Annotated in this window: 21 protein-coding genes; 16 read left to right on the forward strand and 5 right to left on the reverse strand. The window is 73.0% G+C overall.

Features of this window, described 5'->3' with window-relative positions; genetic code table 11:
- Nucleotides 1-202 precede the first annotated feature (202 nt).
- The 5 genes from kdpF (at nucleotide 203) to V7793_RS12810 (ending at nucleotide 6,815) form a co-directional block, all read left to right on the forward strand.
- Entirely contained in the window at nucleotides 203-292 is a 90-nt protein-coding gene (gene kdpF, locus V7793_RS12790) for a K(+)-transporting ATPase subunit F (RefSeq protein WP_043188605.1), read from the forward strand.
- A gap of 8 nt (nucleotides 293-300) precedes the next feature.
- A complete protein-coding gene (kdpA, locus tag V7793_RS12795) occupies nucleotides 301-1,992 on the forward strand; it encodes a potassium-transporting ATPase subunit KdpA (RefSeq protein ID WP_336005843.1) in 1,692 nt (563 codons plus the stop codon).
- Nucleotides 1,989-4,097 (forward strand): potassium-transporting ATPase subunit KdpB, encoded by a 2,109-nt coding sequence (kdpB, locus tag V7793_RS12800; RefSeq protein ID WP_336005846.1) that lies wholly within the window; start codon nucleotides 1,989-1,991, stop codon nucleotides 4,095-4,097. The genes kdpA and kdpB overlap by 4 nt, the downstream gene beginning before the upstream one ends.
- Before the next feature lie 7 nt (nucleotides 4,098-4,104).
- Complete coding sequence (kdpC, locus tag V7793_RS12805) at nucleotides 4,105-4,752, forward strand: potassium-transporting ATPase subunit KdpC (RefSeq protein ID WP_336005849.1); 648 nt, start codon at nucleotides 4,105-4,107, stop codon at nucleotides 4,750-4,752.
- Nucleotides 4,753-4,931: 179 nt separating this feature from the next.
- Nucleotides 4,932-6,815 carry an NAD-binding protein gene (locus V7793_RS12810; protein WP_336005894.1) on the forward strand — a complete coding sequence of 628 codons (1,884 nt, stop codon included), beginning with the start codon at nucleotides 4,932-4,934 and terminating at the stop codon, nucleotides 6,813-6,815.
- 93 nt (nucleotides 6,816-6,908) lie between these two features.
- On the opposite strand, the gene V7793_RS12815 is transcribed toward V7793_RS12810, so the two are convergent.
- On the reverse strand, nucleotides 6,909-7,445 hold the full coding sequence (locus V7793_RS12815) for a GNAT family N-acetyltransferase (protein WP_336005851.1): 537 nt from the start codon (nucleotides 7,443-7,445) through the stop codon (nucleotides 6,909-6,911).
- A 229-nt stretch (nucleotides 7,446-7,674) separates the two neighbouring features.
- Between V7793_RS12815 and V7793_RS12820 the strand changes: the two genes are divergently transcribed.
- The 4 genes from V7793_RS12820 (at nucleotide 7,675) to V7793_RS12835 (ending at nucleotide 12,296) form a co-directional block, all read left to right on the forward strand.
- On the forward strand, nucleotides 7,675-10,227 hold the full coding sequence (locus V7793_RS12820; protein WP_336005853.1) for a sensor histidine kinase KdpD: 2,553 nt from the start codon (nucleotides 7,675-7,677) through the stop codon (nucleotides 10,225-10,227).
- Nucleotides 10,228-10,312: 85 nt separating this feature from the next.
- Nucleotides 10,313-11,002, forward strand: a complete 690-nt coding sequence (locus V7793_RS12825) for a response regulator (RefSeq protein ID WP_058042159.1) — start codon at nucleotides 10,313-10,315, stop codon at nucleotides 11,000-11,002.
- A 160-nt stretch (nucleotides 11,003-11,162) separates the two neighbouring features.
- Nucleotides 11,163-11,561 (forward strand): OB-fold nucleic acid binding domain-containing protein, encoded by a 399-nt coding sequence (locus tag V7793_RS12830; protein ID WP_079110128.1) that lies wholly within the window; start codon nucleotides 11,163-11,165, stop codon nucleotides 11,559-11,561.
- Between the two features lie 3 nt (nucleotides 11,562-11,564).
- Nucleotides 11,565-12,296, forward strand: a complete 732-nt coding sequence (locus tag V7793_RS12835) for a DUF3159 domain-containing protein (protein WP_336005862.1) — start codon at nucleotides 11,565-11,567, stop codon at nucleotides 12,294-12,296.
- Between the two features lie 76 nt (nucleotides 12,297-12,372).
- Here V7793_RS12835 and V7793_RS12840 read toward each other — a convergent pair whose 3' ends face one another.
- Both V7793_RS12840 and V7793_RS12845 read right to left on the reverse strand, forming a co-directional pair.
- A complete protein-coding gene (locus V7793_RS12840) occupies nucleotides 12,373-13,044 on the reverse strand; it encodes a potassium channel family protein (RefSeq protein WP_336005865.1) in 672 nt (223 codons plus the stop codon).
- The gene (locus V7793_RS12845; RefSeq protein ID WP_336005867.1) at nucleotides 13,041-13,709 is read right to left on the reverse strand and encodes a potassium channel family protein; all 669 of its coding nucleotides are present in this window, start codon (nucleotides 13,707-13,709) and stop codon (nucleotides 13,041-13,043) included. The genes V7793_RS12840 and V7793_RS12845 overlap by 4 nt, the downstream gene beginning before the upstream one ends.
- Nucleotides 13,710-14,110: 401 nt before the next feature.
- Here V7793_RS12845 and V7793_RS12850 point away from each other — a divergent pair, with 401 nt between their 5' ends.
- Nucleotides 14,111-15,340 carry an IS701 family transposase gene (locus V7793_RS12850; RefSeq protein ID WP_336005869.1) on the forward strand — a complete coding sequence of 410 codons (1,230 nt, stop codon included), beginning with the start codon at nucleotides 14,111-14,113 and terminating at the stop codon, nucleotides 15,338-15,340.
- Here V7793_RS12850 and V7793_RS12855 read toward each other — a convergent pair.
- Nucleotides 15,328-17,352 (reverse strand): helix-turn-helix domain-containing protein, encoded by a 2,025-nt coding sequence (locus V7793_RS12855; RefSeq protein WP_336005872.1) that lies wholly within the window; start codon nucleotides 17,350-17,352, stop codon nucleotides 15,328-15,330. The genes V7793_RS12850 and V7793_RS12855 overlap by 13 nt on opposite strands.
- A gap of 291 nt (nucleotides 17,353-17,643) precedes the next feature.
- Between V7793_RS12855 and V7793_RS12860 the strand changes: the two genes are divergently transcribed.
- Complete coding sequence (locus V7793_RS12860; protein ID WP_336005875.1) at nucleotides 17,644-18,417, forward strand: methyltransferase domain-containing protein; 774 nt, start codon at nucleotides 17,644-17,646, stop codon at nucleotides 18,415-18,417.
- 18 nt (nucleotides 18,418-18,435) lie between these two features.
- Entirely contained in the window at nucleotides 18,436-20,526 is a 2,091-nt protein-coding gene (gene pabB / locus V7793_RS12865) for an aminodeoxychorismate synthase component I (RefSeq protein ID WP_336005878.1), read from the forward strand.
- Nucleotides 20,527-20,588: 62 nt separating this feature from the next.
- Here the strand turns inward: pabB and V7793_RS12870 are convergent, their stop codons facing one another.
- The gene (locus V7793_RS12870) at nucleotides 20,589-21,746 is read right to left on the reverse strand and encodes a transaldolase family protein (RefSeq protein ID WP_336005882.1); all 1,158 of its coding nucleotides are present in this window, start codon (nucleotides 21,744-21,746) and stop codon (nucleotides 20,589-20,591) included.
- A 406-nt stretch (nucleotides 21,747-22,152) separates the two neighbouring features.
- Between V7793_RS12870 and V7793_RS12875 the strand changes: the two genes are divergently transcribed.
- From V7793_RS12875 to V7793_RS12890, 4 genes are all read left to right on the forward strand, one after another.
- Nucleotides 22,153-23,325, forward strand: coding sequence for a 3-deoxy-7-phosphoheptulonate synthase (locus V7793_RS12875; protein ID WP_336005884.1), 1,173 nt, complete (start codon nucleotides 22,153-22,155; stop codon nucleotides 23,323-23,325).
- Between the two features lie 6 nt (nucleotides 23,326-23,331).
- A complete protein-coding gene (locus tag V7793_RS12880) occupies nucleotides 23,332-24,012 on the forward strand; it encodes an isochorismatase family protein (RefSeq protein ID WP_336005886.1) in 681 nt (226 codons plus the stop codon).
- A gap of 29 nt (nucleotides 24,013-24,041) precedes the next feature.
- Nucleotides 24,042-26,039: an anthranilate synthase family protein gene (locus V7793_RS12885; protein ID WP_336005888.1), complete on the forward strand. Its 1,998-nt coding sequence runs from the start codon at nucleotides 24,042-24,044 to the stop codon at nucleotides 26,037-26,039.
- The coding region (locus tag V7793_RS12890; RefSeq protein ID WP_336005889.1) for a transketolase-like TK C-terminal-containing protein at nucleotides 26,036-26,501 on the forward strand (466 nt) is incomplete at its 3' end. The genes V7793_RS12885 and V7793_RS12890, both read left to right, overlap by 4 nt.

Consider the following 26,501-nt stretch of genomic DNA (forward strand, 5'->3'; position numbering starts at 1 on the left):
ATGGATTGCGTCAAGGGGGCGCTAATGGCCGTATAGAGCGCGTCAACGGAGCGTGCGAGGGCTCCCGGGGGCGGTTTCCTGTGATGGTCCGTTCATATCCGAACCCTCTCTAGGAGCACACGATGGCCGACGTGGCCTTCGTCGTCACCACGATCGCGGTCTTCGCGCTGGTGGCTCTCGTCGCCAAGGGGGTGACGAAGCTGTGACCGCCGAGAACATCGTCGGCCTGGTCGTGGCCGTCGCCCTGCTGGGCTACCTGATCCTCGCCCTCGTCTTCCCGGAGAGGTTCTGAGTACAGATATGAGCCCCGTTCTCTCCGGAGTCCTCCAGCTCACCGCGCTCATCGCGGCGCTGGCGCTCGTCCACCGCCCGCTCGGCGACTACATGGCCCGCGTCTACGGCTCCGAGAAGCACCTGCGCGTGGAGAAGCTGCTCTACCGCACCATCGGCGCCGACCCGGACGCGCAGATGCGCTGGCCCGCGTACCTGCGCGGCGTGCTGGCCTTCTCGGTCGCCGGCGTCCTCTTCCTGTACCTGCTGCAGCGGATCCAGGGCATACTCCCCGACTCCCTGTCGCTGGGCTTCACCGCGATCAGCCCGGACCAGGCCTTCAACACCGCCGCCTCGTTCGTCGCCAACACCAACTGGCAGTCGTATTCGGGCGAGCAGGCCATGGGCCACGCCGTCCAGACGCTCGGCCTCGCCGTGCAGAACTTCGTCTCCGCGGCCGTCGGCATCGCCGTGGCCGTCGCACTCGTCCGCGGCTTCGCCCGCTCGCGCACCGGCGAGCTCGGCAACTTCTGGGCCGACCTGGTGCGCGGCACCGTCCGCATCCTGCTGCCGATCTCGGTGATCGGCGCACTGGTGCTGGTCGCCTGCGGCGCCATCCAGAACTTCTCCGGGATCCACGAGATCGGTCAGCTGACCGGCGGCACCCAGCAGGTCAACGGCGGCGCCGTGGCCTCGCAGGAGGTCATCAAGGAGCTCGGCACCAACGGCGGCGGCTACTTCAACGCCAACTCCGCCCACCCGTTCGAGAACCCCGACGCCTTCTCCAACCTCTTCGAGATCTTCCTGATCCTCATCATCCCGTTCTCGCTGACGCGGACCTTCGGCAAGCTCGTCGGCAACGTCAAGCAGGGCTACGCGATCCTCGCGGCCATGGGCGTGATCTGGCTCGGCTTCACCGCGCTGATGATGTGGACCGAGTACGCGGGCCACGGCGCCGCGCTGCAGGCCGCGGGCGGGGCGATGGAGGGCAAGGAGCAGCGCTTCGGCGTCGGCGCCTCCGCGATCTTCGCGACCACGACGACGCTCACCTCCACCGGTGCGGTGGACTCCTTCCACTCCTCCTTCACCGGCCTGGGCGGCGGCATCACGCTGCTGAGCATGATGCTCGGCGAGATCGCGCCGGGCGGCGTCGGCTCCGGCCTCTACGGCATGCTCGTCATGGCGATCATCGCGGTCTTCATCGCGGGCCTGATGGTCGGCCGCACGCCCGAGTACCTCGGCAAGAAGATCGGCACCCGCGAGATCAAGCTCGCCGCGTGCTACATCCTCATCACCCCGACCCTGGTGCTCGGCTTCACCGCCCTGTCCATGGCGCTGTCCTCGCCGCCCGAGTCGATCCTGAACGTCAAGGGCAACTCGGTGGACGGCAGCGGCGCGCACGGCTTCTCCGAGGTCCTCTACGCGTTCACGTCGGGTGCCAACAACAACGGCTCGGCCTTCGCGGGCCTGAACGCCAACACGCCCTGGTACAACACCACGATCGGCCTCGCCATGCTGCTCGGCCGCTTCCTGCCGATGGTCTTCGTGCTGGCGCTGGCCGGCTCGCTCGCCGAGCAGACGCCCGTCCCCGAGACCGCCGGCACCCTGCGCACCGAGAAGCCGCTCTTCGCGGGCCTGCTCGTCGGCGCGATCCTGATCATCACCGGCTTGACCTACTTCCCGGCCCTGGCCCTTGGCCCGATGGCGGAGGGACTTTCATGAGCACGACCACCCCTGTCCGGCCCACGTCCGAGGAGCCCCAGGACGCCCCGTCCCAGGGATCCCAGGGGCCCGGGCGCGTCTCCGGCGGCCTCTTCGACCCCGCGCAGCTGATGAAGTCGCTGCCGGACGCGTTCCGCAAGCTCGACCCCCGGGTGATGGTCAAGTCCCCGGTGATGTTCGTGGTCCTGATCGGCTCGGTGGTCACCACCGGGCTGGCGGTCAAGGACCCGGGCGACTGGTTCGGCTGGGCGATCACCGTCTGGCTGTGGCTGACGGTCCTGTTCGCCAACCTGGCGGAGGCCGTGGCCGAGGGCCGCGGCAAGGCCCAGGCCGACACCCTGCGCAAGGCCAAGACCGACACGGTGGCCCGCCGGCTGAACGGCGACGCCGAGGAGTCGGTGCCCGGCACCGAACTGCGCGTGGGCGACCTGGTCGTCTGCGAGGCCGGCGACGTCATCCCCGGCGACGGCGACGTCGTCGAGGGCGTCGCGTCCGTCGACGAGTCGGCCATCACCGGCGAGTCGGCCCCGGTCATCCGCGAGTCCGGCGGCGACCGCTCGGCGGTCACCGGCGGCACCAAGGTCCTCTCCGACCGCATCGTCATCAAGATCACGACGAAGCCCGGCGAGACCTTCATCGACCGGATGATCAACCTGGTCGAGGGCGCGGCCCGGCAGAAGACGCCGAACGAGATCGCGCTGAACATCCTGCTCGCCTCGCTGACGATCGTCTTCCTGCTGGCCGTCATCACGCTCCAGCCGTTCGCGATCTACGCGGGCGCCGAGCAGTCGATGATCATCCTGGCGGCCCTGCTGGTCTGCCTCATCCCGACGACCATCGGCGCGCTGCTGTCCGCGATCGGCATCGCGGGCATGGACCGGCTGGTGCAGCGCAACGTCCTGGCGATGTCCGGGCGCGCGGTGGAGGCCGCGGGCGACGTCTCGACGCTGCTGCTCGACAAGACCGGCACCATCACCTACGGCAACCGCCGGGCGGCGGAGTTCGTGCCCGTCAAGGGCACCACGGCCGCCGAGGTCGCCGACGCCGCCCAGCTCTCCTCGCTCGCCGACGAGACGCCCGAGGGCCGCTCGATCGTCGTCCTCGCCAAGGAGAAGTACGGCCTGCGCGAGCGCCACGAGGGCGAGCTCACCGGCGCCGAGTGGGTGCCCTTCACGGCGCAGACCCGTATGTCGGGCGTCGACGTCGACGGCCGCAAGGTCCGCAAGGGTGCGACCGGTTCGGTCATCGCCTGGGTCGAGGAGCGCGGCGGCCGCGTCGCCGAGGACGCCCGCGAGCTCACCGACCGGATCTCCCAGGCCGGCGGCACGCCGCTGCTCGTCGCGCTCGAGGACGAGAAGGGCGCGCGCGTCCTCGGCGTCATCCACCTCAAGGACGTCGTCAAGGAGGGCATGCGGGAGCGGTTCGAGGAACTGCGCCGCATGGGCATCAAGACCGTCATGATCACGGGTGACAACCCGCTGACGGCCAAGGCCATCGCGGAGGAGGCCGGCGTCGACGACTTCCTCGCCGAGGCCACCCCCGAGGACAAGATGGCGCTCATCAAGCGCGAGCAGGCCGGTGGCAAGCTGGTGGCGATGACGGGCGACGGCACCAACGACGCCCCCGCGCTCGCGCAGGCGGACGTGGGCGTGGCCATGAACACCGGCACCTCGGCCGCCAAGGAGGCCGGGAACATGGTGGACCTGGACTCCGACCCCACCAAGCTCATCGAGATCGTGGAGATCGGCAAGCAGCTGCTCATCACGCGCGGCGCCCTGACGACCTTCTCGATCGCCAACGACGTCGCCAAGTACTTCGCCATCATCCCGGCGATGTTCGCGGTGGCCTACCCCGGCCTGGACAAGCTCAACATCATGAGCCTGACCTCCCCGGAGTCGGCCATCCTCTCCGCCGTCGTCTTCAACGCGCTGATCATCGTCGCGCTGGTGCCGCTGGCCCTCAAGGGCGTGCGCTACCGGCCGATGAGCGCCGACAGCATGCTGAGGCGCAACCTCGGGATCTACGGACTGGGCGGCCTGGTCGCCCCGTTCATCGGCATCAAGATCATCGACATGCTCATCTCCCTCATCCCTGGCATCGGGTGACGTCACCATGAACAACTCCGTACACAGCACGGTCCGCCTGCTGGGCGCCGGGCTCCGCGCCCTGCTCGTCCTCACGGTGGTCTGCGGGGTGGTCTACCCGCTGGTCGTCACCGGCATCGCCCAGGCGGCCTTCCACGACAAGGCCAACGGCTCCGAGATCAAGGCCGGCGGGAAGTCCGTCGGCTCCGAGCGGCTCGGCCAGAGCTACGACCTCGACAAGAAGGACAAGGACGGCAACCCGCTTCCCGATCCGAAGTTCTTCCAGCCGCGCCCGTCGGCCGCCGGCCCGAACGCCGAGAACACGCAGTACAAGCTGATCGTCTCCGGTGCCTCGAACCTCGCCGCCGACAGCAAGACCCTGCTGGACGCCGTCGAGCAGCGCCGCACGGACGTCGCCGCGTTCAACCGCGTCTCCCCGTCGGCGGTGCCCGTGGACGCCCTGACGGCCTCCGCCTCGGGCCTCGACCCGGACATCTCCCCGGCGTACGCGCGGCTGCAGGCCAAGCGGGTCGCCGAGGCCAACGGCCTGCCGGCGGGCAAGGTCGAGAAGCTGGTCGAGGCCCACGTCGACGGCCGCATCCTCGGCTTCATGGGCGAGGAGCGCGTCAACGTCCTGAAGCTCAACATCGCGCTGCAGGAGCTCGCGAAGAAGTAGCGCGAACCGCGGGAGCACGGACGGGGCCTGCCGGCCGACCGGCGGCCCCGTCCGTCTTCGTGTACCACCCCTTACATCCGGGGGTGGGAAATCCGGTGAATGTTCGACCCGCGCGGGGCACTCTGTTGAACGTGGTCACATTGAACCCGCAGCCCCATGTCGTCCCGGCCGCCCCGCACATGGTGGTGTGCGGTGACGACGGGCTCGTGCACCGGCTCGCCGCCGAGCTCTCCGGCGTCTACGGCGAGCGCGTCACCGTCGTCCTGCCGCCTGCGCGCGAGGCCCGCCAGCGCCCTGCACCCGCGCTCGGCCGTGCCGCGGCGCTCTTCGGGCGCGTCACCGGAGTCGTCGGCCGCGCGGGCGCGCCCGACCGGAACGGCACCGCGGCGGGCGGCGGCCTCGTCCGGGTGCTGGAGGCGGCGGAGCCCGGCGAGGAGGCGTTCACCGAGGCGGGGGTGGCCCACGCCACCGCGCTCGCCCTCGTCTACGACGACGACGAGACCAACGTCCAGGCGGCCCTCCTGGCCCGCCGCCTCAACCCGCGCGTCCGGCTCGTCATCCGCCTCTACAACCGCAGGCTCGGCGAGCACCTGGCGAAGCTGCTCGACCAGGCCGCCCAGCTGGCCGCGGCCGTGGACGGCGCGCTCGTCACCGACACGGAAGCCGCCACCACCACCGTCCTGTCGGACGCCGACACCGCGGCCCCCGTCCTCGTCACCGCGGCCGTCTCCGGGCACAGCAAGGTCATCGAGGCCGGCGGCCTGATGCTGCGGGCCGCCGAGCGGTCCCACGCGGTCGCCGGGCGCGGGCGGGGGCGGGAGCTGTGCACCCTCGCCCTGCTCTCGGCGCCGCCGCGGCCCGGGAGCGCGGAAGTCCTCGACGGCGACGGCCCGTTGCTGCTGCCGGACGACCCGCGGCCGCCGGGCACCGAGGGGCGTGCCGAGGTCGTCCTGGAGGCGGTGCCCTTCGCCCTGCAGCCCATGCCGGTCCGCCCGACCGTGCGCGGTCTGCCCCTCGGGTCCTTCTTCTCCGGGCGCCTGCGCTGGGCCCTCGGCCTGCTGACCGCCGCCGTCTGCGCGCTGGCCGTGGCGTCCTGGAGCGTCACCAGCGACGACCCGACGCACGCGGTCTACCTCTCGCTGCTCGACCTCTTCGCCATCAACGACCCGGCGATCGGCGAGGGCCACGGCCGCAAGGTCCTCCAGCTGCTCTCCGGGCTCACGGGCCTGCTGCTCCTGCCCCTGCTGGTGGCCGCCGCCCTGGAAGGGCTCGGGACGTTCCGCTCCGCCTCGGCGCTGCGCCGCCCGCGGCGCGGCCTGTCCGGCCACGTGGTGCTGCTGGGCCTGGGCAAGATCGGCACCCGCGTGCTGGCCCGGCTGCGCGAGCTCGGCATCCCCGTCGTGTGCGTGGAGCGCGACCCGCAGGCCCGCGGCGTCGCGCTCGCCCGCTCGCTGCGCGTGCCCACGATCATCGGCGACGTCACCGAGGAAGGAGTGCTGGACGCCGCCAAGGTCGGCCAGAGCGGCACGCTGCTGGCGCTGACCAGCAGTGACATCACCAACCTGGAGGCCGTGCTGTACGCACGCGCGGTCAACCCCGGGGTGCGGGTGGTCATGCGGCTGTACGACGACCGCTTCGCCAAGGCCGTCTACCGCACCCTGCGCGCCTCCCACCCCCGGGCGTGGACGCGCAGCCGCAGCGTCTCCTTCCTCGTCGCCCCGGCCTTCGCGGGCGCGATGATAGGGCGTCAGATCCTGGGGGCGGTCCCCGTCGAGCGGCAGGTCGTCCTCATCGCGGCGCTGGAGGTGGAGGGCCGCCCCGAGCTGAACGGGCAGCCCGCCGGCGAGGCGTTCGTGCCCGGCGCGTGGCGGGCGCTGGCGGTGACCACCCGGCGCCTGGACGCCTCCGGCCGCCTGGAGGCCTCCGCCCGGGAGGAGACCCGCCTGCTGCAGGACCTCCCCGCCCGTTACGTCCTGGGCGGCCAGGACCGCGTCATCGTCGCGGCCACCCGGCAGGGGCTGGCCGACCTGCTGGGCCGCAGGCCGGTGCCCCGTCCGCGCTGAGGCGCGGGGGAGGGGCCGCAGGTCACCCGGGCCGCCGGGCCCCGGCCTGCACCGCCATGGCCCCCGCCTGCACCGCCGGAGCCCGGCCGTCCGTCACCAGACGTCGCCGGGCCGCCAGTCGCAGGCCAGCTCCGCGTCCAGGTCCAGCTTCGCCGTCAGCGGCATCACGTAGATGCAGCCGTCCTCCTCCTCGGTGCGCTGCACGCCCGCCGGGGAGAGCACCGCCGAGGGGCCGCGCCACTGCTGCCAGCCGCGGCCCGCGTAGAGGGGCACGGCCTCGTCCGCCGCGCCCAGCGCCCCCAGCTCGTAGCCGCCGCGGCGCAGCACCTCCTCCAGCGCGTCCATCACGGCCGAGGCAACGCCCCGCCGGCGCCGGTCCCCGCGGACGGCCACGGCCTCCACGTATCCGGCGCGCAGGGCCCGCCCGCGGTGCAGCATCCGGCGCTGCACGAGGGAGCCGTGGCCGATCAGCTCGCCGCCCTCCCACACGAGGGCGTGCATGCCGCCCACCGTGTGGTCCCAGTCCTCGTCGGAGAAGTCCCCCTCGAACGCGTCGTCCACGAGGGCGCGGACCGCGGCGAGTTCCGCGTCGGTCAGCCCGGACGTGTGCGCCGTGCGTACGTCAGTCATGCCGCCATGCTGTCAGCCCGCCTCCCGGCCGGGACCGGACGGGTCGCGCAAAAGTCACGGGGCAGGGCGTCAGAGCTGCGTCAATACCGCGTCCGGCACCCCCGGTCGCCCCATATGTCCAGAACTTTGGCCGTAAGGTCGACCGTACGCGGCAGTGCGAGCACATCAGCACATCCGGCCGGCGCGGACCGCCCGGACACCGCCGCGTGACCTGAAAGACAATGGGGCCATGGGACGCGGCAAGCTTCGGATCTACCTCGGCGCGGCACCGGGCGTCGGCAAGACGTACGCGATGCTCTCGGAGGCCCACCGCCGGGTGGAGCGCGGCACGGACGCCGTGGTCGGCTTCGTCGAGCACCACAACCGGCCGCGCACCGAGGTCATGCTCCACGGGCTGGAGGAGGTGCCCCGCCGGGAGATCACCTACCGCGGGGCCGTCTTCACCGAGATGGACCTCGACGCCGTGCTCGCCCGCCGGCCCGCCGTCGTCCTCGTCGACGAGCTCGCCCACACCAACGTGCCCGGCTCGCGCAACACCAAGCGCTGGCAGGACGTCGAGGAGCTGCTCCAGGCGGGTGTCGACGTCGTCTCCACGGTCAACATCCAGCACCTGGAGTCGCTCGGCGACGTCGTCGAGTCGATCACCGGCGTGCGGCAGCAGGAGACCGTGCCCGACGAGGTCGTGCGCCGCGCCGACCAGATCGAGCTGGTCGACATGTCGCCCCAGGCGCTGCGCCGCCGTATGGCCCACGGGAACATATACAAGCCCGACAAGGTCGACGCCGCCCTCTCCAACTACTTCCGGCCCGGCAACCTGACCGCGCTGCGCGAGCTCGCCCTGCTGTGGACCGCCGACCGCGTCGACGAGTACCTGCGGCAGTACCGCACGGAGCACAGCGTCTCCACCATCTGGCAGGCCCGCGAGCGCATCGTCGTCGGCCTCACCGGCGGCCCCGAGGGCCGCACCCTGATCCGCCGCGCGGCGCGCATGGCCGCCAAGGGCTCCGGCAGCGAGATCCTCGCCGTCTACATCGCCCGCAGCGACGGGCTCACCTCGGCCTCGCCCAAGGAGCTCGCCGTCCAGCGCACCCTGGTCGAGGACCTCGGCGGCACCTTCCACCACGTGATCGGGGACGACGTGCCCGCTTCGCTGCTGGAGTTCGCCCGCGGGGTCAACGCCACCCAGATCGTGCTCGGCTCCAGCCGGCGCAAGAACTGGCAGTACATCTTCGGCCCCGGCGTCGGCCAGACCGTGGCCCGCGACTCCGGGCCCGACCTGGACGTCCACATCGTCACCCACGAGGAGGTCGCCAAGGGCCGCGGCCTGCCCGTGGCGCGCGGCGCCCGCCTCGGCCGGGGCCGCATCGTGGCCGGCTGGCTCGTCGGCCTGGGCGGCCCGGCCCTGCTCAGCCTGCTGCTGACGCACATCGGGGCAGACCTCGGCCTCGCCAACGACATGCTGCTGTTCCTGTGCACGACGGTGGCGGCGGCCCTGCTCGGCGGCCTCCTGCCGTCGCTCGCCTCCGCGGCCTTCGGCTCGCTGATGCTGAACTACTTCTTCGTCGAGCCGCTCCACCGGTGGACGATCACCGACCCCAAGAACATCGTCGCCATCACGATCTTCGTCTTCGTCGCGGTCTCCGTGGCGTCCGTGGTGGACGTGGCCGCGCGCCGCACCCACCAGGCGGCCCGGCTGCGCGCCGAGTCCGAGATCCTCTCCTTCCTCGCCGGCAGCGTGCTGCGCGGCGACAACAGCCTGGAGGCCCTGCTGGAGCGGGTCCGGGAGACCTTCGCCATGGAGTCCGTGGCGCTGCTGGAGCGCACCAGCGACGTCGACCCGTGGACCTGCGCGGCCGCCGTCGTGACCAACTCGGGCAAGCCCCTGCTGCGGCCCGAGGACGCCGACGTCGACATGCCCGTCGGCGACAACATGGCGCTCGCCCTCTCCGGGCGCGTCCTGCCCGCCGAGGACCGCCGGGTGCTCGCCGCCTTCGCCGCGCAGGCCGCGGTCGTCCTGGACCGGCAGCGGCTGGTCGGCGAGGCCGAGCGGGCCCGCCGCCTCGACGAGGGCAACCGCATCCGCGTCGCCCTGCTCGCCGCCGTCAGCCACGACCTGCGCACCCCGCTCGCCGCGATCAAGGCCGCGGTGACCTCCCTGCGCTCGGACGACGTCGCCTGGTCCGAGGAGGACGAGGCCGAGCTGCTGGCCGGCATCGAGGACGGCGCCGACCGCCTCGACCACCTCGTCGGCAACCTCCTCGACATGTCGCGGCTGCAGACCGGCACCGTCACCCCGCTGATCCGCGAGATCGACCTCGACGAGGTGGTGCCGATGGCCCTGGGCGGCGTCCCCGAGGGCAGCGTCGCCCTCGACATCCCCGAGACGCTGCCGATGGTCGCCGTCGACCCCGGCCTGCTGGAGCGCAGCGTCGCCAACGTCGTCGAGAACGCCGTCAAGCACAGCCCCGACGGGACGCCCGTCCTGGTCGCCGCCAGCGCCCTGGGCGACCGCGTGGAGGTGCGGGTGGCCGACCGCGGCCCCGGCGTCCCCGACAGCGCCAAGGACCGCATCTTCGAGCCCTTCCAGCGCTACGGGGACGCTCCGCGCGGCGCCGGCGTGGGCCTCGGCCTGGCCGTCGCCCGGGGCTTCGCCGAGGCCATGGGCGGCACCCTCGCCGCCGAGGACACCCCCGGCGGGGGCATGACCATGGTGCTCACCCTGCGGGCCGCCGACGGCGTCGCCCCGGTCCGCCCGGACCTCCCGGCGCAGGCCACCTCGTGAGCCGTCCCCCGCACACCGACAGTCCAGCAGTCCCCGATCCCGGGCCCCGCCGGCGGGCCCGAACGAACAGCAGAGGTGGTTACCGATGAACCGGGTGCTCGTGGTGGATGACGAGCCGCAGATCGTCCGCGCCCTCGTGATCAACCTCAAGGCGCGGAAGTACGAGGTCGACGCCGCGCCCGACGGCGCGACGGCCCTCCAGCTCGCCGCCGCCCGCCACCCCGACGTGGTCATCCTCGACCTCGGCCTGCCCGACATGGACGGCGTCGAGGTGATCAAGGGACTGCGGGGCTGGACCCGGGTGCCGATCCTGGTGCTGTCCGCCCGCCAGACCTCCGACGAGAAGGTCGAGGCGCTGGACGCCGGCGCGGACGACTACGTCACCAAGCCGTTCGGCATGGACGAGCTGCTGGCGCGGCTGCGGGCCGCCGTGCGGCGCGCCGAGCCCACGGGGGCGGCGGCCGCGGGGGACGACGCGATCGTCGAGACCGAGGTCTTCACCGTCGACCTCGCGGCGAAGAAGGTCAACCGCGAGGGCCGCGATGTGCGGCTGACGCCGACCGAGTGGCACCTGCTGGAGGTGCTCGTCCGCAATACGGGCCGTCTCGTCAGCCAGAAGCAGCTGCTCCAGGAGGTCTGGGGCCCGTCCTACGGCACGGAGACGAACTACCTGCGGGTGTACATGGCCCAGCTCCGGCGCAAGCTGGAACGTGACCCTTCGCACCCGAAGCACTTCATTACGGAACCGGGGATGGGGTACCGCTTCGAGCTGTGAGGGCGGTGGCGGCCTGTCGGCCGGGGGTCCGGGGGTTGTCCCCCGGGAGCTGCAGCATCACGGAGCCGGGGATGGGGTACCGCTTCGAGCTGTGAGGACGAAACGGCAGCCCGGTCGCGGGGCAGGAACCCGCCCGGAGGGCTGCCGGTACGCTGGGTTCATGAGTGCCGTACCCCGTTCCGAGAAGCCGACCGGCCGTTTCCGCCGGATGCTCGACCGGCTGTCCACCTCGCAGGAGGAGCTGCACCACGCAGAACTGCAGCAGGACGCGGAGGCCACGGGCTGCACGCGGATATGCGACTGCGACGACCGGCAGATAGTCAAGGTCACCGGCACACTGCGGACCGTAACGCTCCGCCCCCGTGCCGGGGTGCCCGCGCTGGAGGCCGAGCTGTTCGACGGCTCGGCCGCGCTCGACGTCGTGTGGCTCGGCCGCCGTTCCATCGTCGGCATAGAGCCCGGCCGTAAGCTGATCGCCTCCGGCCGGATCTCGATGAGCCGTGGCCGCCGGGTGCTGTTCAATCCCAAGTACGAACTCCGACCGCTCGGACAGGAGTAGCGGGTGACGTCTCTCGACAAGCCGATGACGGACCAGCAGGGGACGGGCGGTGACGGCGCCGACGCATCGGCGGCGACCAAAGCCGCCCTCTTCGAGGCCTTCGGCGGGGTGCGGGGCATGGTCGAGACGACCGTGCCGGGCCTGGTCTTCGTAGCGATCTTCACGGTCAAGCGGGACATCCACACCGCGGCCATCGCCGCGCTGGGCCTCTCGCTGCTGATGGGCATCGCCCGGCTGCTGCGCAAGGACACCGTCAAGCACGCCTTCAGCGGTGTCTTCGGGGTCGCCATCGGCGCGGTCTTCGCGATGATGACCGGCGACGCCAAGAACTTCCACCTGCCCGGCATGCTCTACACCCTGGGCCTGGCCGTGGCGTACATCGTCACGTCCCTGGTGGGCTATCCGCTGCTCGGCCTGATCCTCGGCCCGGTGTTCAAGGAGAACCTCTCCTGGCGCACCCGCAACCCCGGCCGCAAGGTCGCCTACACCAAGGCGAGCTGGGCCTGGGGCCTGATCCTGCTGACCAAGTCGGCGATCCTCTTCCCGCTGTACTGGTGGGGCGACGCCACCCAGCTCGGCTGGGTGAAGGTGGCCCTCGGCATCCCGCCGATGCTGCTCTCGGTCTACCTGACCTGGATCTTCCTGGCCAAGGCGCCGCCGCCGATCGATGTGATCGCGGAGATGGAAGAGGCGGAGCGCGCGGAGAAGGCGGAGAGCAGCAAAGCCCTGAGCTGATCTCCCCCCTCACCTACGAAACGAACGCCGGGCGGGCTCGATCCTCGAGCCCGCCCGGCGTTCGTGCGCGTGTGCGCTAGCCGGCGTCCGTCGTCGCCGACAGCAGGTCCTCCAGCTGCTCCTCGCGCGCCGGGGCCGCGACGAACAGCAGCTCGTCACCGGCCTCCAGGGAATCCTCCCGGCTGGGGGTGAGCACCCGGTTGCCGCGGATGATCGTGACGAGCGAGGTGTCGTCCGGCCAGGCCACGTCCCCGACGCGGGTGCCGGCCAGCGCCGACTCCGGCGGCAGCGTGAGCTCCACGAGGTTGGCGTCGCCCTGGCTGAACCGCATCAGGCGCACCAGGTCGCCGACGCTCACGGCCTCCTCGACGAGCGCCGACATCAGGCGCGGCGTGGACACGGCCACGTCGACGCCCCAGGACTCGTTGAACAGCCACTCGTTCTTGGGGTTGTTCACCCGGGCCACGACCCGGGGCACCCCGTACTCGGTCTTGGCCAGCAGGGAGACGACCAGGTTGACCTTGTCGTCACCCGTGGCGGCGATGACCACGTTGCAGCGCTGCAGCGCGGCCTCGTCGAGCGAGGTGATCTCGCACGCGTCGGCCAGCAGCCACTCCGCGAGCGGCACCCGCTCGACCGAGATGGCGGTCGGGGCCTTGTCGATGAGCAGCACCTCGTGCCCGTTCTCCAGCAGCTCGCCCGCGATGGAGCGGCCGACGGCACCGGCACCGGCGATGGCGACCCTCATGCGTGCGCCTCCTCGGGGCCGTGCGCGAACGCCGCTTCGACCTTCTCGATCTCGTCGGTGCGCATCATCACATGCACCAGATCGCCTTCCTGCAACACCGTCGAGGAGGCCGGCAGCATCGCCTCGCCCAACCGGGTGAGGAACGCCACCCGCACGCCGGTCTCCTCCTGGAGCTTGCTGATCTTGTGGCCCACCCAGGCGTCCGAGGCGGGCACCTCGGCCAGCTGGACGCCGCCGCTCGGGTCGCGCCACAGCGGCTCCGCGCCGGACGGCAGCAGCCGCCGCAGCATCTGGTCGGCCGTCCACCGCACGGTGGCCACGGTCGGGATGCCGAGCCGCTGGTAGACCTCGGCGCGCCGGGGGTCGTAGATCCGCGCGGCCACGTTCTCCACGCCGAACATCTCGCGGGCCACGCGGGCCGCGATGATGTTGGAGTTGTCACCGCTGCTGACGGCCGCGAACGCGCCCGCCTCCTCGATGCCCGCCTCGCGCAGGGTGTCCTGGTCGAAGCCGACGCCGGTCACGCGGCGGCCGCCGAACCCGGAGCCCAGGCGGCGGAAGGCCGTCGGGTCCTGGTCGATCACGGCCACCGTGTGACCCTGCTGCTCAAGGGTCTGGGCGAGGGCCGAGCCGACCCGCCCGCAGCCCATGATCACAATGTGCACGACGCTTACCCCACGCTCCGGACTACCGCGCTGACCTGCACCAACAACCTGCTCACGTGTTCCTTTCCGGTGTGCTGCGCCCGCGCGGCCCAATGCTGCCCGCGGTATCGGCGCGGACGTCCCCGAGGGGCGGTCCGCACCGGTGCATGGGACCACCGTATCCGCAACGCCCCGCGCGGCTTCGACCCCGTCCGCCGACTGGCCCCCCGACCCGCCGCCGGGGTGGTGGTCCGGGCACACCTCCGGGGCCCTCAAGGCCCCCGGCGAGGCCCCGGGAGAGCCCCGGGTGGTGGTGGGACCACCAAATGAGGGGCCACGGGGGTGCCCTTCACACCTGGGCGCCGGAGGGTGCGCGAGCGCACCGTTGACAGTGCCACCAGCAGCCGAGATGGGGGATTCCGATGAGTGGTGTTGCTCTCTATCCGCGGACCGCCCGGCACGAGGCGCCCGCACCGGCCTGCCCCGAGACCCGGGACGCCGTCCTGGCCGAGCTGTGCTCCGCGCTCTTCGCCTCGCTGCCGCGCAGCGACCAGCGCCGGCGCGGCGAGGCCTACGTACGCGGCCTGCTGGGCACCCAGGGGCGCAAGTCCATCCGCAACATCGCGGCGCTCACCGGCGGCCAGGCCGCCGAGCAGAGCCTGCACCACTTCATCTCCAGCTCCACCTGGGACTGGACGCCGGTGCGCCGCGCCCTCGCCCACTACCTGACCCGGGTCGCGCCGCCGCACGCGTGGGTCGTCCGGCCGATGGTCATCCCCAAGGCCGGGGACAACTCCGTGGGCGTCGACCGGCGCTTCTGCCCGGCCGTCGGCCAGGTGCTCAACGCGCAGCAGGCCGTGGGCGTCTGGGCCGCCTCCGCCGAGCGCAGCACCCCCGTCAACTGGCGGCTGCACCTCTCCGACGCCTGGCTCGGGGACGGGCTGCGCCGCAGCCAGGCCTGCATCCCCGACTCCGTCCGCCCCGAGACCCTGGGGGAGTGCACGGTGGAGGCGTACGCCGGGATGATGCGCGACTGGGGGCTGCCGCTGCGTCCGCTGGTGCTGGACGCCCGCGACATGGACGCCCCCGCGGCCCTGCTGCGGCTGCGCGCCGCCGGAGTGCCGGCCCTGGTGCGCATCAGCAACTCGCTGCGGCTGACCGTGTCCGACCCGGCCGTGCCCGGCCGCGGTTCCGAGGCGCTGCCGGCCCACCAGATCCTCGGCGCGGCCCGTGACATGCGCCGCCCGGTGATGTGGCGCGACCACGGTCCCTCGCGGGTCGTGCGGACCTCGCTGACCGCGGCCGTCCGCGTGGGGCTGCCCGCGCTGCGCACGGCCGCCGCGCCCGGGCCGGTGCGGCGCAGGGAGTTACTCCTGCTGGGCGTGGGCGAGAACGGCCACCGCTGGCCGGCCGAGCTGTGGCTGACGGACCTCGTCAACGTCCCGCCCGCCGCCCTCGTACGCCTGGGCAAGCTCCTGGACCGGGTCGACCGGGACTTCCGGGAGATCGCCGACGACGTCGGCATCCGGGACTTCGCGGGCCGCTCCTTCAGCGGCTGGCACCGGCACGTGACGCTCGCTTCCGCGGCCCACGCCGTCGCCGCGCTCACCGGCGGGCCGGAGGAGCGCCTCCCGCTCGGCTACGTCTCCTGAGCCCCGGCGGTGTCCCCGCCCTCGCCGGGCCCGGCCCGGTCCCGCATCCGCAGGCTGTGCCGCACCCGGAAGACCCGCAGGGCCAGCTGCACCTCCAGGGCGCGCTCGGGCTGCTGCCACTGCGGGCCCAGCAGCTCGCTGATCCGCTCCAGGCGACGGGCCACGGTATTGGGGTGCACATGAAGCTTCTTGGCCGCGTTCGTCGGGCTGCCGCCCGCCTCGAAGTACGTCTCCAGCGTGCGCGTCAGGTCGGTGAACCGCTGCTGGTCGTAGTCGATCACCGGCCCGATGGCCGAGTCGACGAACCCCTCCACGTCGTGGTTGTCGGAGAGCAGCACCCCGAGGAAGCCCAGCTCGCGCACCGACGCCGACCGGCCGATGACCCCCAGCGACGTCATCGCGTCCAGGCAGCGCAGCGCCTCCTGGAAGCCGTGGTGGACGGAGGCCGGGCCCGCGACCGGGCCCGCCGAGCTCACCGTCACCGGGTGGCCGAGGAGCGGCGACAGCTCCGCGGAGACGGCGCGGCCCGCGCCGCCCGGGTCCGTGCCCGGCAGCAGCAGCACCGCGCAGCCGTTGTGCATGCTCTTCAGCCCGCTGAGCCGGTGCGCGTAGGAGGACGCCCAGATGGCCATCTTGCCGCGGGCGTCGCCCTCGGGGCGCGCCACGACCACGACGTGCGGCTTGCTCAGGTTGATGCCCAGCCGCCGCGCGTGCTGTTCGAGCTGGTGCGGGGGCCGCTGCGGGCTCGCCAGCAGGTCGGCGAGGAAGTCGTCGCGCACCTGCCCCTCGGCGATCGCCGTCCGGCTGCTCTCCACCAGCAGCTGCACGGCCATGACCTGGGCCACCAGCCGCAGCAGCCGCTCGTCCTGCACCGCGTCGGGGCGGTCGGGGCGCAGCAGCAGGGTGCCGAGGTTGCTGCCGGTGCCCGCGGAGATGGGCACGGCCCACAGGCCGTCGGCCAGGGCCACGGGCTCGCGGGCGGCGTGGGCGTCCATGGCGGCGGGCACCAGCAGCGTCTCGGCCGGGACGGCCTCCCCGTCGTCGTCCGCATCCCCGGCGGCCCCCGCGTCCCCGTCGTCGTCCGCGGCCTTCGCGGCCTCCCGGACCAGCCCCGCCGAGGTGAGGACGGTGCCGTTGGCGGCGCACACCTGGACCGCCGCGCCCAGCTCCGTGGCGGAGGCGCGGGCGAGGGCGTCCAGGTTGCAGTCGCCGAGCACCAGCTGGATCAGCCGGTGCTGGGCGTCGCTCAGCTCCTGGGCGCTGCGCAGCCCGGCCTCGACGCGGGTCGAGTGCTGCTCCAGCTCGGCCACCAGGGCGGTGGTGCGGTCCAGCAGCTCGGCCTTCTCGATGGCCACGCCGGCCAGGTCGCTGAGGGAGCTGAGGAGCGCTATCTCGTCGGTGGTGAAGTGCCGGACCTTGCGCTCGGCCACGTAGAGGGTGCCGAAGGGGTGCGCGCCGCGGCTCAGCGGGACGGCGAGGACGGCCTGCAGCCCCTCGGCCTTGACGACGTAGTCGATCTCGCCGCTGTGCTGGATGCGCTCGTCGGCGAGGTAGTCCGGGGTCCAGAACGGCGAGGGGTTGTCCATGACCGCGGAGCCCAGCCCGCTGCCGCCGGGCAGCCGCAGGCCCACGTTGAGCGCGGTGGTGTGGCCGTCGGCGGCCCGTATGCTCACGTACCGCTCGCCCTCGGCGTACATGCCGATGTACGACATGTCGACGGCCAGGAGCCGCCGGGCCCGCCGGAGGATGACCTTCAGGAGGGTGTCGAGGTCGTGCGGGGTTGCGAGGTCGCGCGCGGTGTCGATCAGCGCGGACATGCCGGCCTCGCGCTGCTGCTGACGCTCCGTCCACGTCCTTATGGACAGGCCGAGCTGGACCGCGTCGCCGAGCCGGTCGAGGAGTTGCGGCTGCGCGCCGGCGCGGCGGACCCGTTCGACGAGGGCTTCGTATTCCTGGGCCGGCGCCCCGGCGGCCAATAGCTCCAGCACGGCGAATATGCCGTCCTCGGACATGCCTTGCGACACGATGCCCCCCGGGTCCGGTGCGCTCTGCCGCACGGATAGAGCCGCGGCACGGTATGCGGGGAAGCTATGCACACGGGCAGTGGTGCGTCAACCGCAGCCGATCAAGACGGCGGCGGCGGCCGCCGCAGGCGCGGCGGGGTGTGTCCGGTGGTGTCCGGACCACCGCCGAATCCCGACGGTGTGTTACTGGATCACCTTCCTGTTAAGTGCCCTTATAGGTGAAGGTTGATGAACACCCGGCACGCGGCCGGGAGTTGTCGCCGATTCAGGGGGCTCGGTATGACGGGGGTACGCGACTACAGACTCTCTCTCGAACGCAGCCGTCAAGCGCGCGTGCGGGAGGACCGGCCGTCCGCTTTCACGATGTGCGGCCTCGACTGGGATCTCTTACCGGAAGTATTTGCTCCGATTTACTCGCCGGCGACGGGAATCGCACTCGACCTGCTCGGCCTCGCCGGTACGTCCGCGGAGACGGACACCCCGCGGTTGTCCGGGGCACCGGGTGCCCCGCGGGGATCACTGCTGGAGATCGGCAGCGGCACCGGCGTCGTCGCCGTCGCCGCCGCCCTGGCGGGCTGCACCCGTGTGGTCGCCGCCGACATCAATCCCGCGGCGGTACTGAACACCTCGATGAACGCGGCCCGGCACGGAGTGTCCGGCAGGGTCCGCGCCCTCCGCAGCGACCTCTTCGACCGGCTGGATCCGGGAGAACGGTTCGACACGGTCTTCTGGTCCTCCAATTACGTGCTGGCGCCGGCGGAGTACCGGCCCCGGACCATGCACGAGCGGGCCTACGTCGACCCCGGTTATGCGGCGCACGGCCGCTTCCTGGAAGGAGCGCCCGGCCTGCTGGCCCCGGGCGGCAGGGTCCTGCTGCACTTCAGCAGCCGGGGGGACGTGTCCGCCCTGCGCCGCATCGCGGACCGGTGCGGCCGCCGGCTGGACGTGGTGCGCCGCACCGCCGTACGGGAAGGCGAACACGAAGTCGAGCACATGCTGCTGGAGGTGACACCGGCGGCGGATTCGGCCCGCCGCCCGGAAGTCGTCCGATAACGCCGAGACGGGGGATACGTGCGTACGTTATTAGTCGACAACTACGACTCCTTCACCTACAACCTGTTCCACTATCTGGCCGAAGTCAACGGCCGGGAACCGGAAGTCGTCACCAACGACGACCCGTTCTGGAAAACCGGTCGGCTCGCCGAATTCGACAATGTCGTCCTCTCGCCCGGACCCGGCACCCCGGAACGCGAGGCCGACTTCGGAATCTGCGCCGATATCCTGCGCCACGGCACGCTGCCCACGCTCGGCGTCTGCCTCGGCCACCAGGGCATTGCCCTGGTGTACGGAGGCGAAGTCGGCCGGGCGCCCGAGCCCCGCCACGGCCGGGTCTCGCCCGTCCACCACGACGGCACCGGCCTCTTCGAGGGACTGCCGTCCCCTTTCGCGGCCGTGCGCTACCACTCGCTGGCCGTGGGCCGGCTGCCCGCGTCCCTGGAGGTGACGGCGCGCACCGCCGACGGCACGGTCATGGGGCTGCGCCACCGTGAGCTCCCGCTGTGGGGGGTCCAGTTCCACCCCGAGTCGATCGGCAGCGCGTACGGGCACCGCATTCTGGACAACTTTCGCCGGATGACGGAGCGGCTCCACGGGGTGCGGCGGAGTCCAAGGCCCCGCCCCGCGGCCCTCCGCCCACCGGAGAAGCCGCGGCCCGGGCGCCGCCTGCGCGTCCTCACCGCGGCCCTGCCGACCCGCTGGGAGGACGAGGTCGTCTTCGACCGCCTCTTCCGCCGGGGCCCGCACGCCTACTGGCTCGACAGCAGCAGGCGCGACGGTCCCACCGGACGGTTCTCCGTCATGGGCGACGCCTCCGGGCCGCTCGCCCGGATCGCCTCCGCGGACGTCCACAGCAGCACGGTCACCGTCCGCGGCCGGCACGGCACGGAGGTGGTGACGGGAGGATTCCTGGACTGGCTCGACCGGGACCTCCGGGCCACCCGCGCCGAAACCCCCGCCCTCCCCTGCGACTTCACACTCGGCTGGGTGGGCTACCTCGGCTACGGCCTGAAGGCGGAGTGCGGCGGCGAACCGGGCCCCAGGCCCGGCGAGCCGGACGCCACCATGGTCTTCGCGGACAGGGCGCTCGTCCTGGACCACACGACCGGCACCACCCACCTCCTCGCACTCGCCGAGGACGGCGACGAGACCGCGGCCCGCTCGTGGTTCGACGCCACCGCCCGCAAGCTCACGGCCCTCGCCGGACTGCGGCCCTTTCCCGCCGGCCGCCCCGGTGCGTTCGGCGGACTCCGGCTGCGCCACGGCCGCGACGCCTACCTGCAGCTCATCGACGAGTGCCAGGAACAGATCGCGGCCGGGGAGACCTACGAGGTCTGCCTGACCAACATGGCCGAGGCCGCCGGGACCCTGGACCCCTGGGAGGGCTACCGCTTCCTGCGCCGCACCAGCCCCGCGCCCTTCGGCGCCCTCCTGTCCTTCGGCGGGCTCTCGGTCCTCAGCACCTCGCCCGAACGGTTCCTGCGCATCGACCGGGACGGCCGGGCCGAGTCCAGCCCCATCAAGGGCACCCGCCCGCGGGGCGCGACCCCGCAGGAGGACGCCCTGCTCGCCGCGGACCTGGCGGCCAGCGAGAAGGACCGGGCCGAGAACCTGATGATCGTGGACCTGGTCCGCAACGACCTCGGCCGCTGCGCCGAAGTCGGCTCCGTCGAGGCGGAGGACGTCTTCCGCGTGGAGAGCTACGCCAAGGCCCACCAGCTCGTGAGCACCGTACGGGCCACGCTGCGCCCGGACCGCTCGCCCGTGGACTGCGTCCGCGCGGCCTTCCCGCCGGGTTCGATGACCGGCGCGCCCAAGGTCCGCACCATGCAGATCATCGAACGCCTGGAACAGGGCCCGCGCGGCGTGTACTCGGGCGCCATCGGCTACTTTTCGCTCAGCGGCGCGGTCGACCTGAGCGTCGTGATCCGCACGGCCGTGGTCACGGCGGACCGGGTGCGGTACGGGGTGGGCGGCGCGATCATCGCCCTGTCCGACCCGGAGGAGGAGTACGAGGAAACGGCGGTGAAGGCGGCCCCGCTCACCGCCCTCACGGGCACGGACTTCCCGGACCGCCACGCAGCGAAGGACAGGGTGACGATCTGAGGAGACGAAGCGGGCGGGGCCCGGCCCGCCGGCGGCGAGCGACAGGGAAGGGCGGGGCCCGCTCACCCGCCCGGCCCCCCGCGCAACCGGTCCGCCACGGCCCCCCGCAACGCACCCCACGCCCGCCCCGCCCGCACCGCACTCTCCGCCTCCAGCGCCCGCGCCACCTCGTCGAACGACACCCCCGCCGCCTCGAACCGCACCACGGCGGCCCGCGCCGTCCCTTCCTGCCCTGTCAGCGTGTCCCCCCGCAGGCGCCCGCGCCGCCCCGCCGCGGCCAGCGTCGTCCGGGACATCGCGCTGACGGTGCCCCAGGCCACGAGCGACTCCACGTACGGCACGCCGCGCGGCTCCGACTCGACGGGGGAGCCGACGGACCACATCACCCGCTGCGGGCGGGCCCCCGCCGCGGCCAGGACCCGCCAGCGCGCGCTGCCCAGCCCTTCCTCGTAGCGCCGGTACACCAGCCGGGCGACGGCGAGGGAGGCGGTGCCCCGCACCCCCGGGCCCACCGTGCCGCCCGCACGCCCCGCCGCCCGCAGCCGCGCGTCGACCTCGGCGTCGATCCGGGCCACGGGCAGCGAGGCGAGCGAGGGGATGGCGGACAGGTCGAGGCCGGCGGCCCGGGCCCGCTCCAGGCCGGCGAACCACACGTCCACGACCTGCTCGTAGCGGCGCACGGAGAAGATGCCGGTGACGTGCACGCCGATGCCGCGGGCCAGGCACGCTCCGGTGGCGGCGAGCCCCTCGTCCGTGGCGGGGATCCTCACCAGCGCGTTGGGCCGGCAGGCGGCCCCGTGCAGGGCGGCCGCGGCGTCGGCGAAGGCCTCGGCCGTCACACGGGAGCCGCCCGCCAGCCACGGATCCGGGCCCATCGACACATGCCCGTCGAGTCCCCGCGTGGCGGCGAAAACCGGCCGCAGCTCGTCGCAGGCGGCCCGCAGGTCGTAGGCGCACAGCGCCTGCACCGCGGTCGTGGGCGGGACGGACCGGCAGGCCAGGTGGGCCAGTTGCTGGCCGTAGGCGGTGCCGTCGGCGACCTCGGCGGCGAGCGCCCCGGGGTCGGACGTGGCCCCCCGCACCTCGCCTGCGGCGACGAGCCGGGCGAGGGCGCCGGAGGCGAGGAGCGAGCGGCGCAGGCCGTCGAGCCAGGGGGAGACGCCTTCCGCGAGGAGCTCCCGCAGGACCTCACCACCAGACGTCACCGTGCGCTCTCCCATGGCAGGGTCGCCCCCTCTCCGGATCGGCCGCGGAAACACCCAGGGCAGAGAGCACGACAGTAAGTCCGGTCCGGGGCACCGCGGGAACAGCTTGTCGGTACTCCGTCAACTTGGCGCGAACGGAGTCTTGACAGTCATCTGATGGAGTCGGGCCCCATCTGACGGAGTGAGCGGGGCGGCATTGGCGGAACAGGGGCGGTCTCGGACGATCGAGAACCGACCGCGTCCGCGGCCGGACGAAGCCCGCACGCGGCCACCGAATCCCGCACGCCACCGGCACCACCCCTGCCTCTCACCCCAGCGACCCAGGGAGCCGCCGCTCACGAACCCGGGCACGCCCCTTGCTTTGCCTTGCATGCTTGCTTGTTCTCAAGAGCAGTCACTTAAGCGTTTATTGGAGAACCCCATGACCGACGCTCTGCTCGACGTCCAGGACAAACCCGCTCTCCAGCAGCCCGATTGGGGCGACGCCCCCCAGGTGCGCCGGGTCCGCGAGGAGCTGGCGCGCCGCCCGGCCCTCGTCCGCGCCGACGACGTACGGACCCTGCGCCACCACCTCGCCGAGGTCGCCCGCGGCGCCGCCCAGGTCGTCCAGGCGGGCGACTGCGCGGAGGACCCCGCGGAGTGCACCTCGGGCTACGTCGCCCGCAAGGCCGGCCTCCTGGACGTCCTGGCCGGGGTCCTGAAGATGGTCGCCCACAAGCCGGTGGTCCGCGCGGGCCGCATGGCCGGGCAGTTCGCCAAACCCCGCTCCAGCGCCACCGAGCGCGTCGCGGGGACGGAACTGCCCGTCTACCGGGGCCACATGGTCAACAACCCGGAGCCCCACCCGGAGCGCCGCCGCCCCGACCCGCAGCGCCTGCTCTCCGGCTACCTGGCGGCCGGCGAGGCCATGACGCACCTCGGCTGGCTGGACCCCTCCCGCCGCTCGGGCGTCTGCCCGCCGGTGTGGACGAGCCACGAGGCGCTCCTGCTCGACTACGAGCTGCCCATGGTCCGCGCGGGCGAGGACGGCCGGCCCCTGCTCACGTCCACGCACTGGCCCTGGATCGGCGAGCGCACCCGCCGCACGGACGGCGCGCACGTCGCCCTGCTGGCCGCCGTGGCCAACCCCGTGGCCTGCAAGGTCGGGCCCACGACCACCACGGACGAGATCCTGGCCCTGTGCGAGCTCCTCGACCCCGGGCGGGAGCACGGGCGGCTCACCCTCATCGCCCGCATGGGCGCCGACAAGGTCGGCGAGAAGCTGCCCCCGCTCGTGGCGGCGGTCCGCGACGCCGGGCACCCCGTCATCTGGCTCACCGACCCGATGCACGGCAACACCCTCACCGCGCCCGACGGCCTCAAGACGCGCCTGCTGGACACGGTGATCCGCGAGGTCCGCAACTTCCAGTGCGCCGTGCGGACCTCCGGGGGGATCGCGGGCGGCCTGCACCTGGAGACCACGCCCGAGCACGTCACCGAATGCGTCCGCAACGAGTCCGAACTCGACCACGTGGGCGACAAGTACACGAGCTTCTGCGACCCCCGGCTCAATCCGCAGCAGGCCATATCCGTCGTCTCGGCCTGGGAGGGCTGATCCACCATGGCAGGCATTCCCCCCATCGAGCCCTACCCGATGCCGGCCCCGGGCGACCTGCCCGGGAACACCGCCGACTGGGACGCCGACCCGGCCCGCGCCGTGCTGCTGATCCACGACATGCAGCGCTACTTCGTCGGGCACCTGCCGGAGCACCCGCGCGAGGAACTGGTCGCCAACGCGGCCCTGCTGCGCGGGGCCGCGGCCGCGCTCGGCATCCCCGTCGCGTACACGGCGCAGCCCGGCGGCATGAACGACGAACAGCGCGGCCTGCTCAAGGACTTCTGGGGCCCGGGGATGCGCGTCGACCCCGCCGACCGGCGCGTCGTCGAGCCGCTCGCCCCGGCCCCCGGGGACTGGGTCTTCACCAAGTGGCGCTACAGCGCCTTCTTCCGCTCCGACCTGCTCGGGCGGATGCGCGCCAACGGCCGCGACCAGCTGATCGTCTGCGGGGTGTACGCCCACGTCGGCGTGCTGATGAGCGCCGTCGACGCCTTCACCAACGACATCCGCCCGTTCCTGATCGCGGACGCCGTGGCCGACTTCTCCGCCGCGTACCACCGCCTCGCCCTGGAGTACGCGGCGGCGCGCTGCGCCGTGGTCACCACCACCGCGGACATGCTGGGCCGGCTGCAGGGCGCGGGGGACCCTGCGGACACGCTCGCGGTACGGGGGGCGGCGGTATGAGCGCCGAGCGGAAAGGACCGGGCCCGATCATGAACACGACCGGCGACACGACCGGCGACACGACTGACGACACAACTGACGACACGACTGACGACACGACCGCGAACGCCGCCGGCGACCTGCTCGCCCGGGTGCTGGGCCCCCGGCCGCCCGCCTTCGCCCTCCTCCACCGCCCCGAGTCCACCGGACCGGGCGCCGTCGAACTCCTCCTGGGCGGGATCTCCCGGCCGGAGACCCTCGCGTCCGTCCCGCTGGAGGACGCTCCGGCCGGGGCGGCACCGGAGGACGCGCCCACCGGGACGGCGCCCCGCGGCGCCTCCCACGACGTCCTGGCGATCGTGCCGTACCGGCAGATCGCCGAACGGGGCTTCCGCGGCGCGGACGACGGGGCGCCGCTGCTCGCCATGACCGTCACCCACCAGGCCGTCCTGCCCCTCGCGGAGGTCCTCGCCCGGATCCCCGAGACGCCGATCACCCTGTCCGGCGGGCACTTCGACATGGACGACGAGGCGTACGCGGACACCGTCCGCCGGGTCGTCGCCGACGAGATCGGCGAGGGCGAGGGCGCGAACTTCGTCATCAAGCGCTCCTTCCTCGCCGGCATCGACGGCTACACCCCCGCCCACGCCCTGACCTTCTTCCGCCGCCTCCTGGAGCGCGAGTCCGGCGCCTACTGGACCTTCGTCGTGCACACCGGCGAGCGCACGTTCGTGGGCGCCACGCCCGAGCGCCACATCAGCGTCCGCGGCGGCACCGCCGTGATGAACCCCATCAGCGGCACCTACCGCTACCCCGCCGCCGGGCCCAGCCTGCCCGAGGTCATGGACTTCCTCGCCGACCGCAAGGAGGCCGACGAGCTGTACATGGTCGTCGACGAGGAACTGAAGATGATGGCCCGCATCTGCGCGGGCGGCGGGCGCGTCGTGGGCCCGTACCTCAAGGAGATGGCGCGCCTCGCCCACACCGAGTACTTCATCGAGGGCACCACCGACCGCGACCCGCGCGAGATCCTGCGCGAGACGATGTTCGCGCCCACCGTCACCGGCAGCCCGCTGGAGAGCGCCTGCCGGGTCATCGACCGCTACGAGCCCCGGGGCCGCGGCTACTACAGCGGCATCCTCGCCCTCATCGGGCGCGACGCGCACGGCGAGCGCACCCTGGACTCGTCGATCCTCATCCGCACCGCGGACATCGACCGCACCGGGAGCGTGCGGATCGGGGTGGGCGCCACCCTCGTGCGCCACTCCGACCCCGCCTCCGAGGTCGCCGAGACCCGCGCCAAGGCCGCCGGGCTGATCTCCGCCCTGGAGTCCGGCGGCGCCGCCCGGTTCGGCGGCCACCCGAGCGTCCGCGCCGCCCTGGAGCAGCGCAACGACAGCATCGCCGGCTTCTGGCTCGCCGAGGAGGCCGACCGGGCGCTCACCGCACCCGGCCTGGCCGGGCGGCGCGTCCTGGTCGTCGACGCCGAGGACACCTTCACCTCCATGATCGGCCATCAGCTGCGCGCCATGGGGCTGACGGTGACGGTCAGGCGCTTCGACGAGCCGTACGCCTTCGGAGGGCACGACCTCGTCGTGATGGGGCCCGGCCCCGGCGACCCGCGCGACGGCCGCCACCCCAAGATCGCCCACCTGCGGGGCGCCGTCCGTGCCCTCCTGGACGAACGGCGGCCCTTCCTCGCCGTCTGCCTCAGCCACCAGGTGCTCTCCCTCGCCCTCGGCTTCGAGCTCGTCCGCCGGGACGTCCCCAACCAGGGCGTCCAGCGCGAGATCGACCTCTTCGGCAGCCGCGAGCGCGTCGGCTTCTACAACACCTTCGCCGCCCGCAGCGACCGCGACAGCGTGGACGTGGAGGGCGTCGGCACGGTCGGTGTCAGCCGCGATCCGCTCACCGGCGAGGTGCACGCGCTGCGCGGGCCCCACTTCGCCTCCATGCAGTTCCACGCGGAATCGGTCCTCACTCAAGGAGGACCCCGCATCGTGGGCGGACTGCTCGCCGCTCTCGCTCCGGAGGTGCCCGTCGCATGAACCCCGCCCAGATCACCGAAGTCCCCGTCGCCGCAGGCGACGGGGCCGCCCGCGGCGGCTACATCCTCGCCGAGGCCCACGACGCCGACCTGGCCGCCGCGGCCCCCGACGTGGTCCTCGTCGCCGCGGGCGGCGAGGTGCCGACCGCCCTGGACGCACGCCGCATCCTGCAGCGCGAGGGCATCGCCACGCGCGTGGTGTCGATGCCCTGCGCCACGTGGTTCCACCGGCAGAGCGGCGCCTACCGCGACGCCGTCCTGCCGCCCGGCGCGCCCGCCACCGTCTCGGTGGGGGCGGCCGCGGAAGTGGGCCGGTACCAGCTCCTCGGCGGAACCGGCGAGCACGTGTGCCTGGACCACTTCGACACCGGCACGCCCGGCCGGGGCCGGTACGCCCAGGGCCTGTACGGCCACCACGGCCTCACCCCGGAACGGGTGGCGGCCGCGGCCCGGGCGGCCCTGT

Source organism: Streptomyces sp. KLMMK, assembly GCF_036961605.1.
GTDB classification, from domain to species: domain Bacteria; phylum Actinomycetota; class Actinomycetes; order Streptomycetales; family Streptomycetaceae; genus Streptomyces; species Streptomyces telluris.

What these genes read in the sequence shown, in the direction of transcription:
- kdpA (WP_336005843.1), top strand. Translation starts at nt 301, where the DNA reads ATGAGCCCCGTTCTCTCCGGAGTCCTCCAGCTCACCGCGCTCATCGCG.
- kdpB (WP_336005846.1), top strand. Translation starts at nt 1,989, where the DNA reads ATGAGCACGACCACCCCTGTCCGGCCCACGTCCGAGGAGCCCCAGGAC.
- kdpC (WP_336005849.1), top strand. Translation starts at nt 4,105, where the DNA reads ATGAACAACTCCGTACACAGCACGGTCCGCCTGCTGGGCGCCGGGCTC.
- V7793_RS12810 (WP_336005894.1), top strand. Translation starts at nt 4,932, where the DNA reads ATGGTGGTGTGCGGTGACGACGGGCTCGTGCACCGGCTCGCCGCCGAG.
- V7793_RS12815 (WP_336005851.1), bottom strand. Translation starts at nt 7,445, where the DNA reads ATGACTGACGTACGCACGGCGCACACGTCCGGGCTGACCGACGCGGAA.
- V7793_RS12820 (WP_336005853.1), top strand. Translation starts at nt 7,675, where the DNA reads ATGGGACGCGGCAAGCTTCGGATCTACCTCGGCGCGGCACCGGGCGTC.
- V7793_RS12825 (WP_058042159.1), top strand. Translation starts at nt 10,313, where the DNA reads ATGAACCGGGTGCTCGTGGTGGATGACGAGCCGCAGATCGTCCGCGCC.
- V7793_RS12830 (WP_079110128.1), top strand. Translation starts at nt 11,163, where the DNA reads ATGAGTGCCGTACCCCGTTCCGAGAAGCCGACCGGCCGTTTCCGCCGG.
- V7793_RS12840 (WP_336005865.1), bottom strand. Translation starts at nt 13,044, where the DNA reads ATGAGGGTCGCCATCGCCGGTGCCGGTGCCGTCGGCCGCTCCATCGCG.
- V7793_RS12850 (WP_336005869.1), top strand. Translation starts at nt 14,111, where the DNA reads ATGAGTGGTGTTGCTCTCTATCCGCGGACCGCCCGGCACGAGGCGCCC.
- V7793_RS12855 (WP_336005872.1), bottom strand. Translation starts at nt 17,352, where the DNA reads ATGTCCGAGGACGGCATATTCGCCGTGCTGGAGCTATTGGCCGCCGGG.
- V7793_RS12860 (WP_336005875.1), top strand. Translation starts at nt 17,644, where the DNA reads ATGACGGGGGTACGCGACTACAGACTCTCTCTCGAACGCAGCCGTCAA.
- V7793_RS12870 (WP_336005882.1), bottom strand. Translation starts at nt 21,746, where the DNA reads ATGGGAGAGCGCACGGTGACGTCTGGTGGTGAGGTCCTGCGGGAGCTC.
- V7793_RS12875 (WP_336005884.1), top strand. Translation starts at nt 22,153, where the DNA reads ATGACCGACGCTCTGCTCGACGTCCAGGACAAACCCGCTCTCCAGCAG.
- V7793_RS12880 (WP_336005886.1), top strand. Translation starts at nt 23,332, where the DNA reads ATGGCAGGCATTCCCCCCATCGAGCCCTACCCGATGCCGGCCCCGGGC.
- V7793_RS12885 (WP_336005888.1), top strand. Translation starts at nt 24,042, where the DNA reads ATGAACACGACCGGCGACACGACCGGCGACACGACTGACGACACAACT.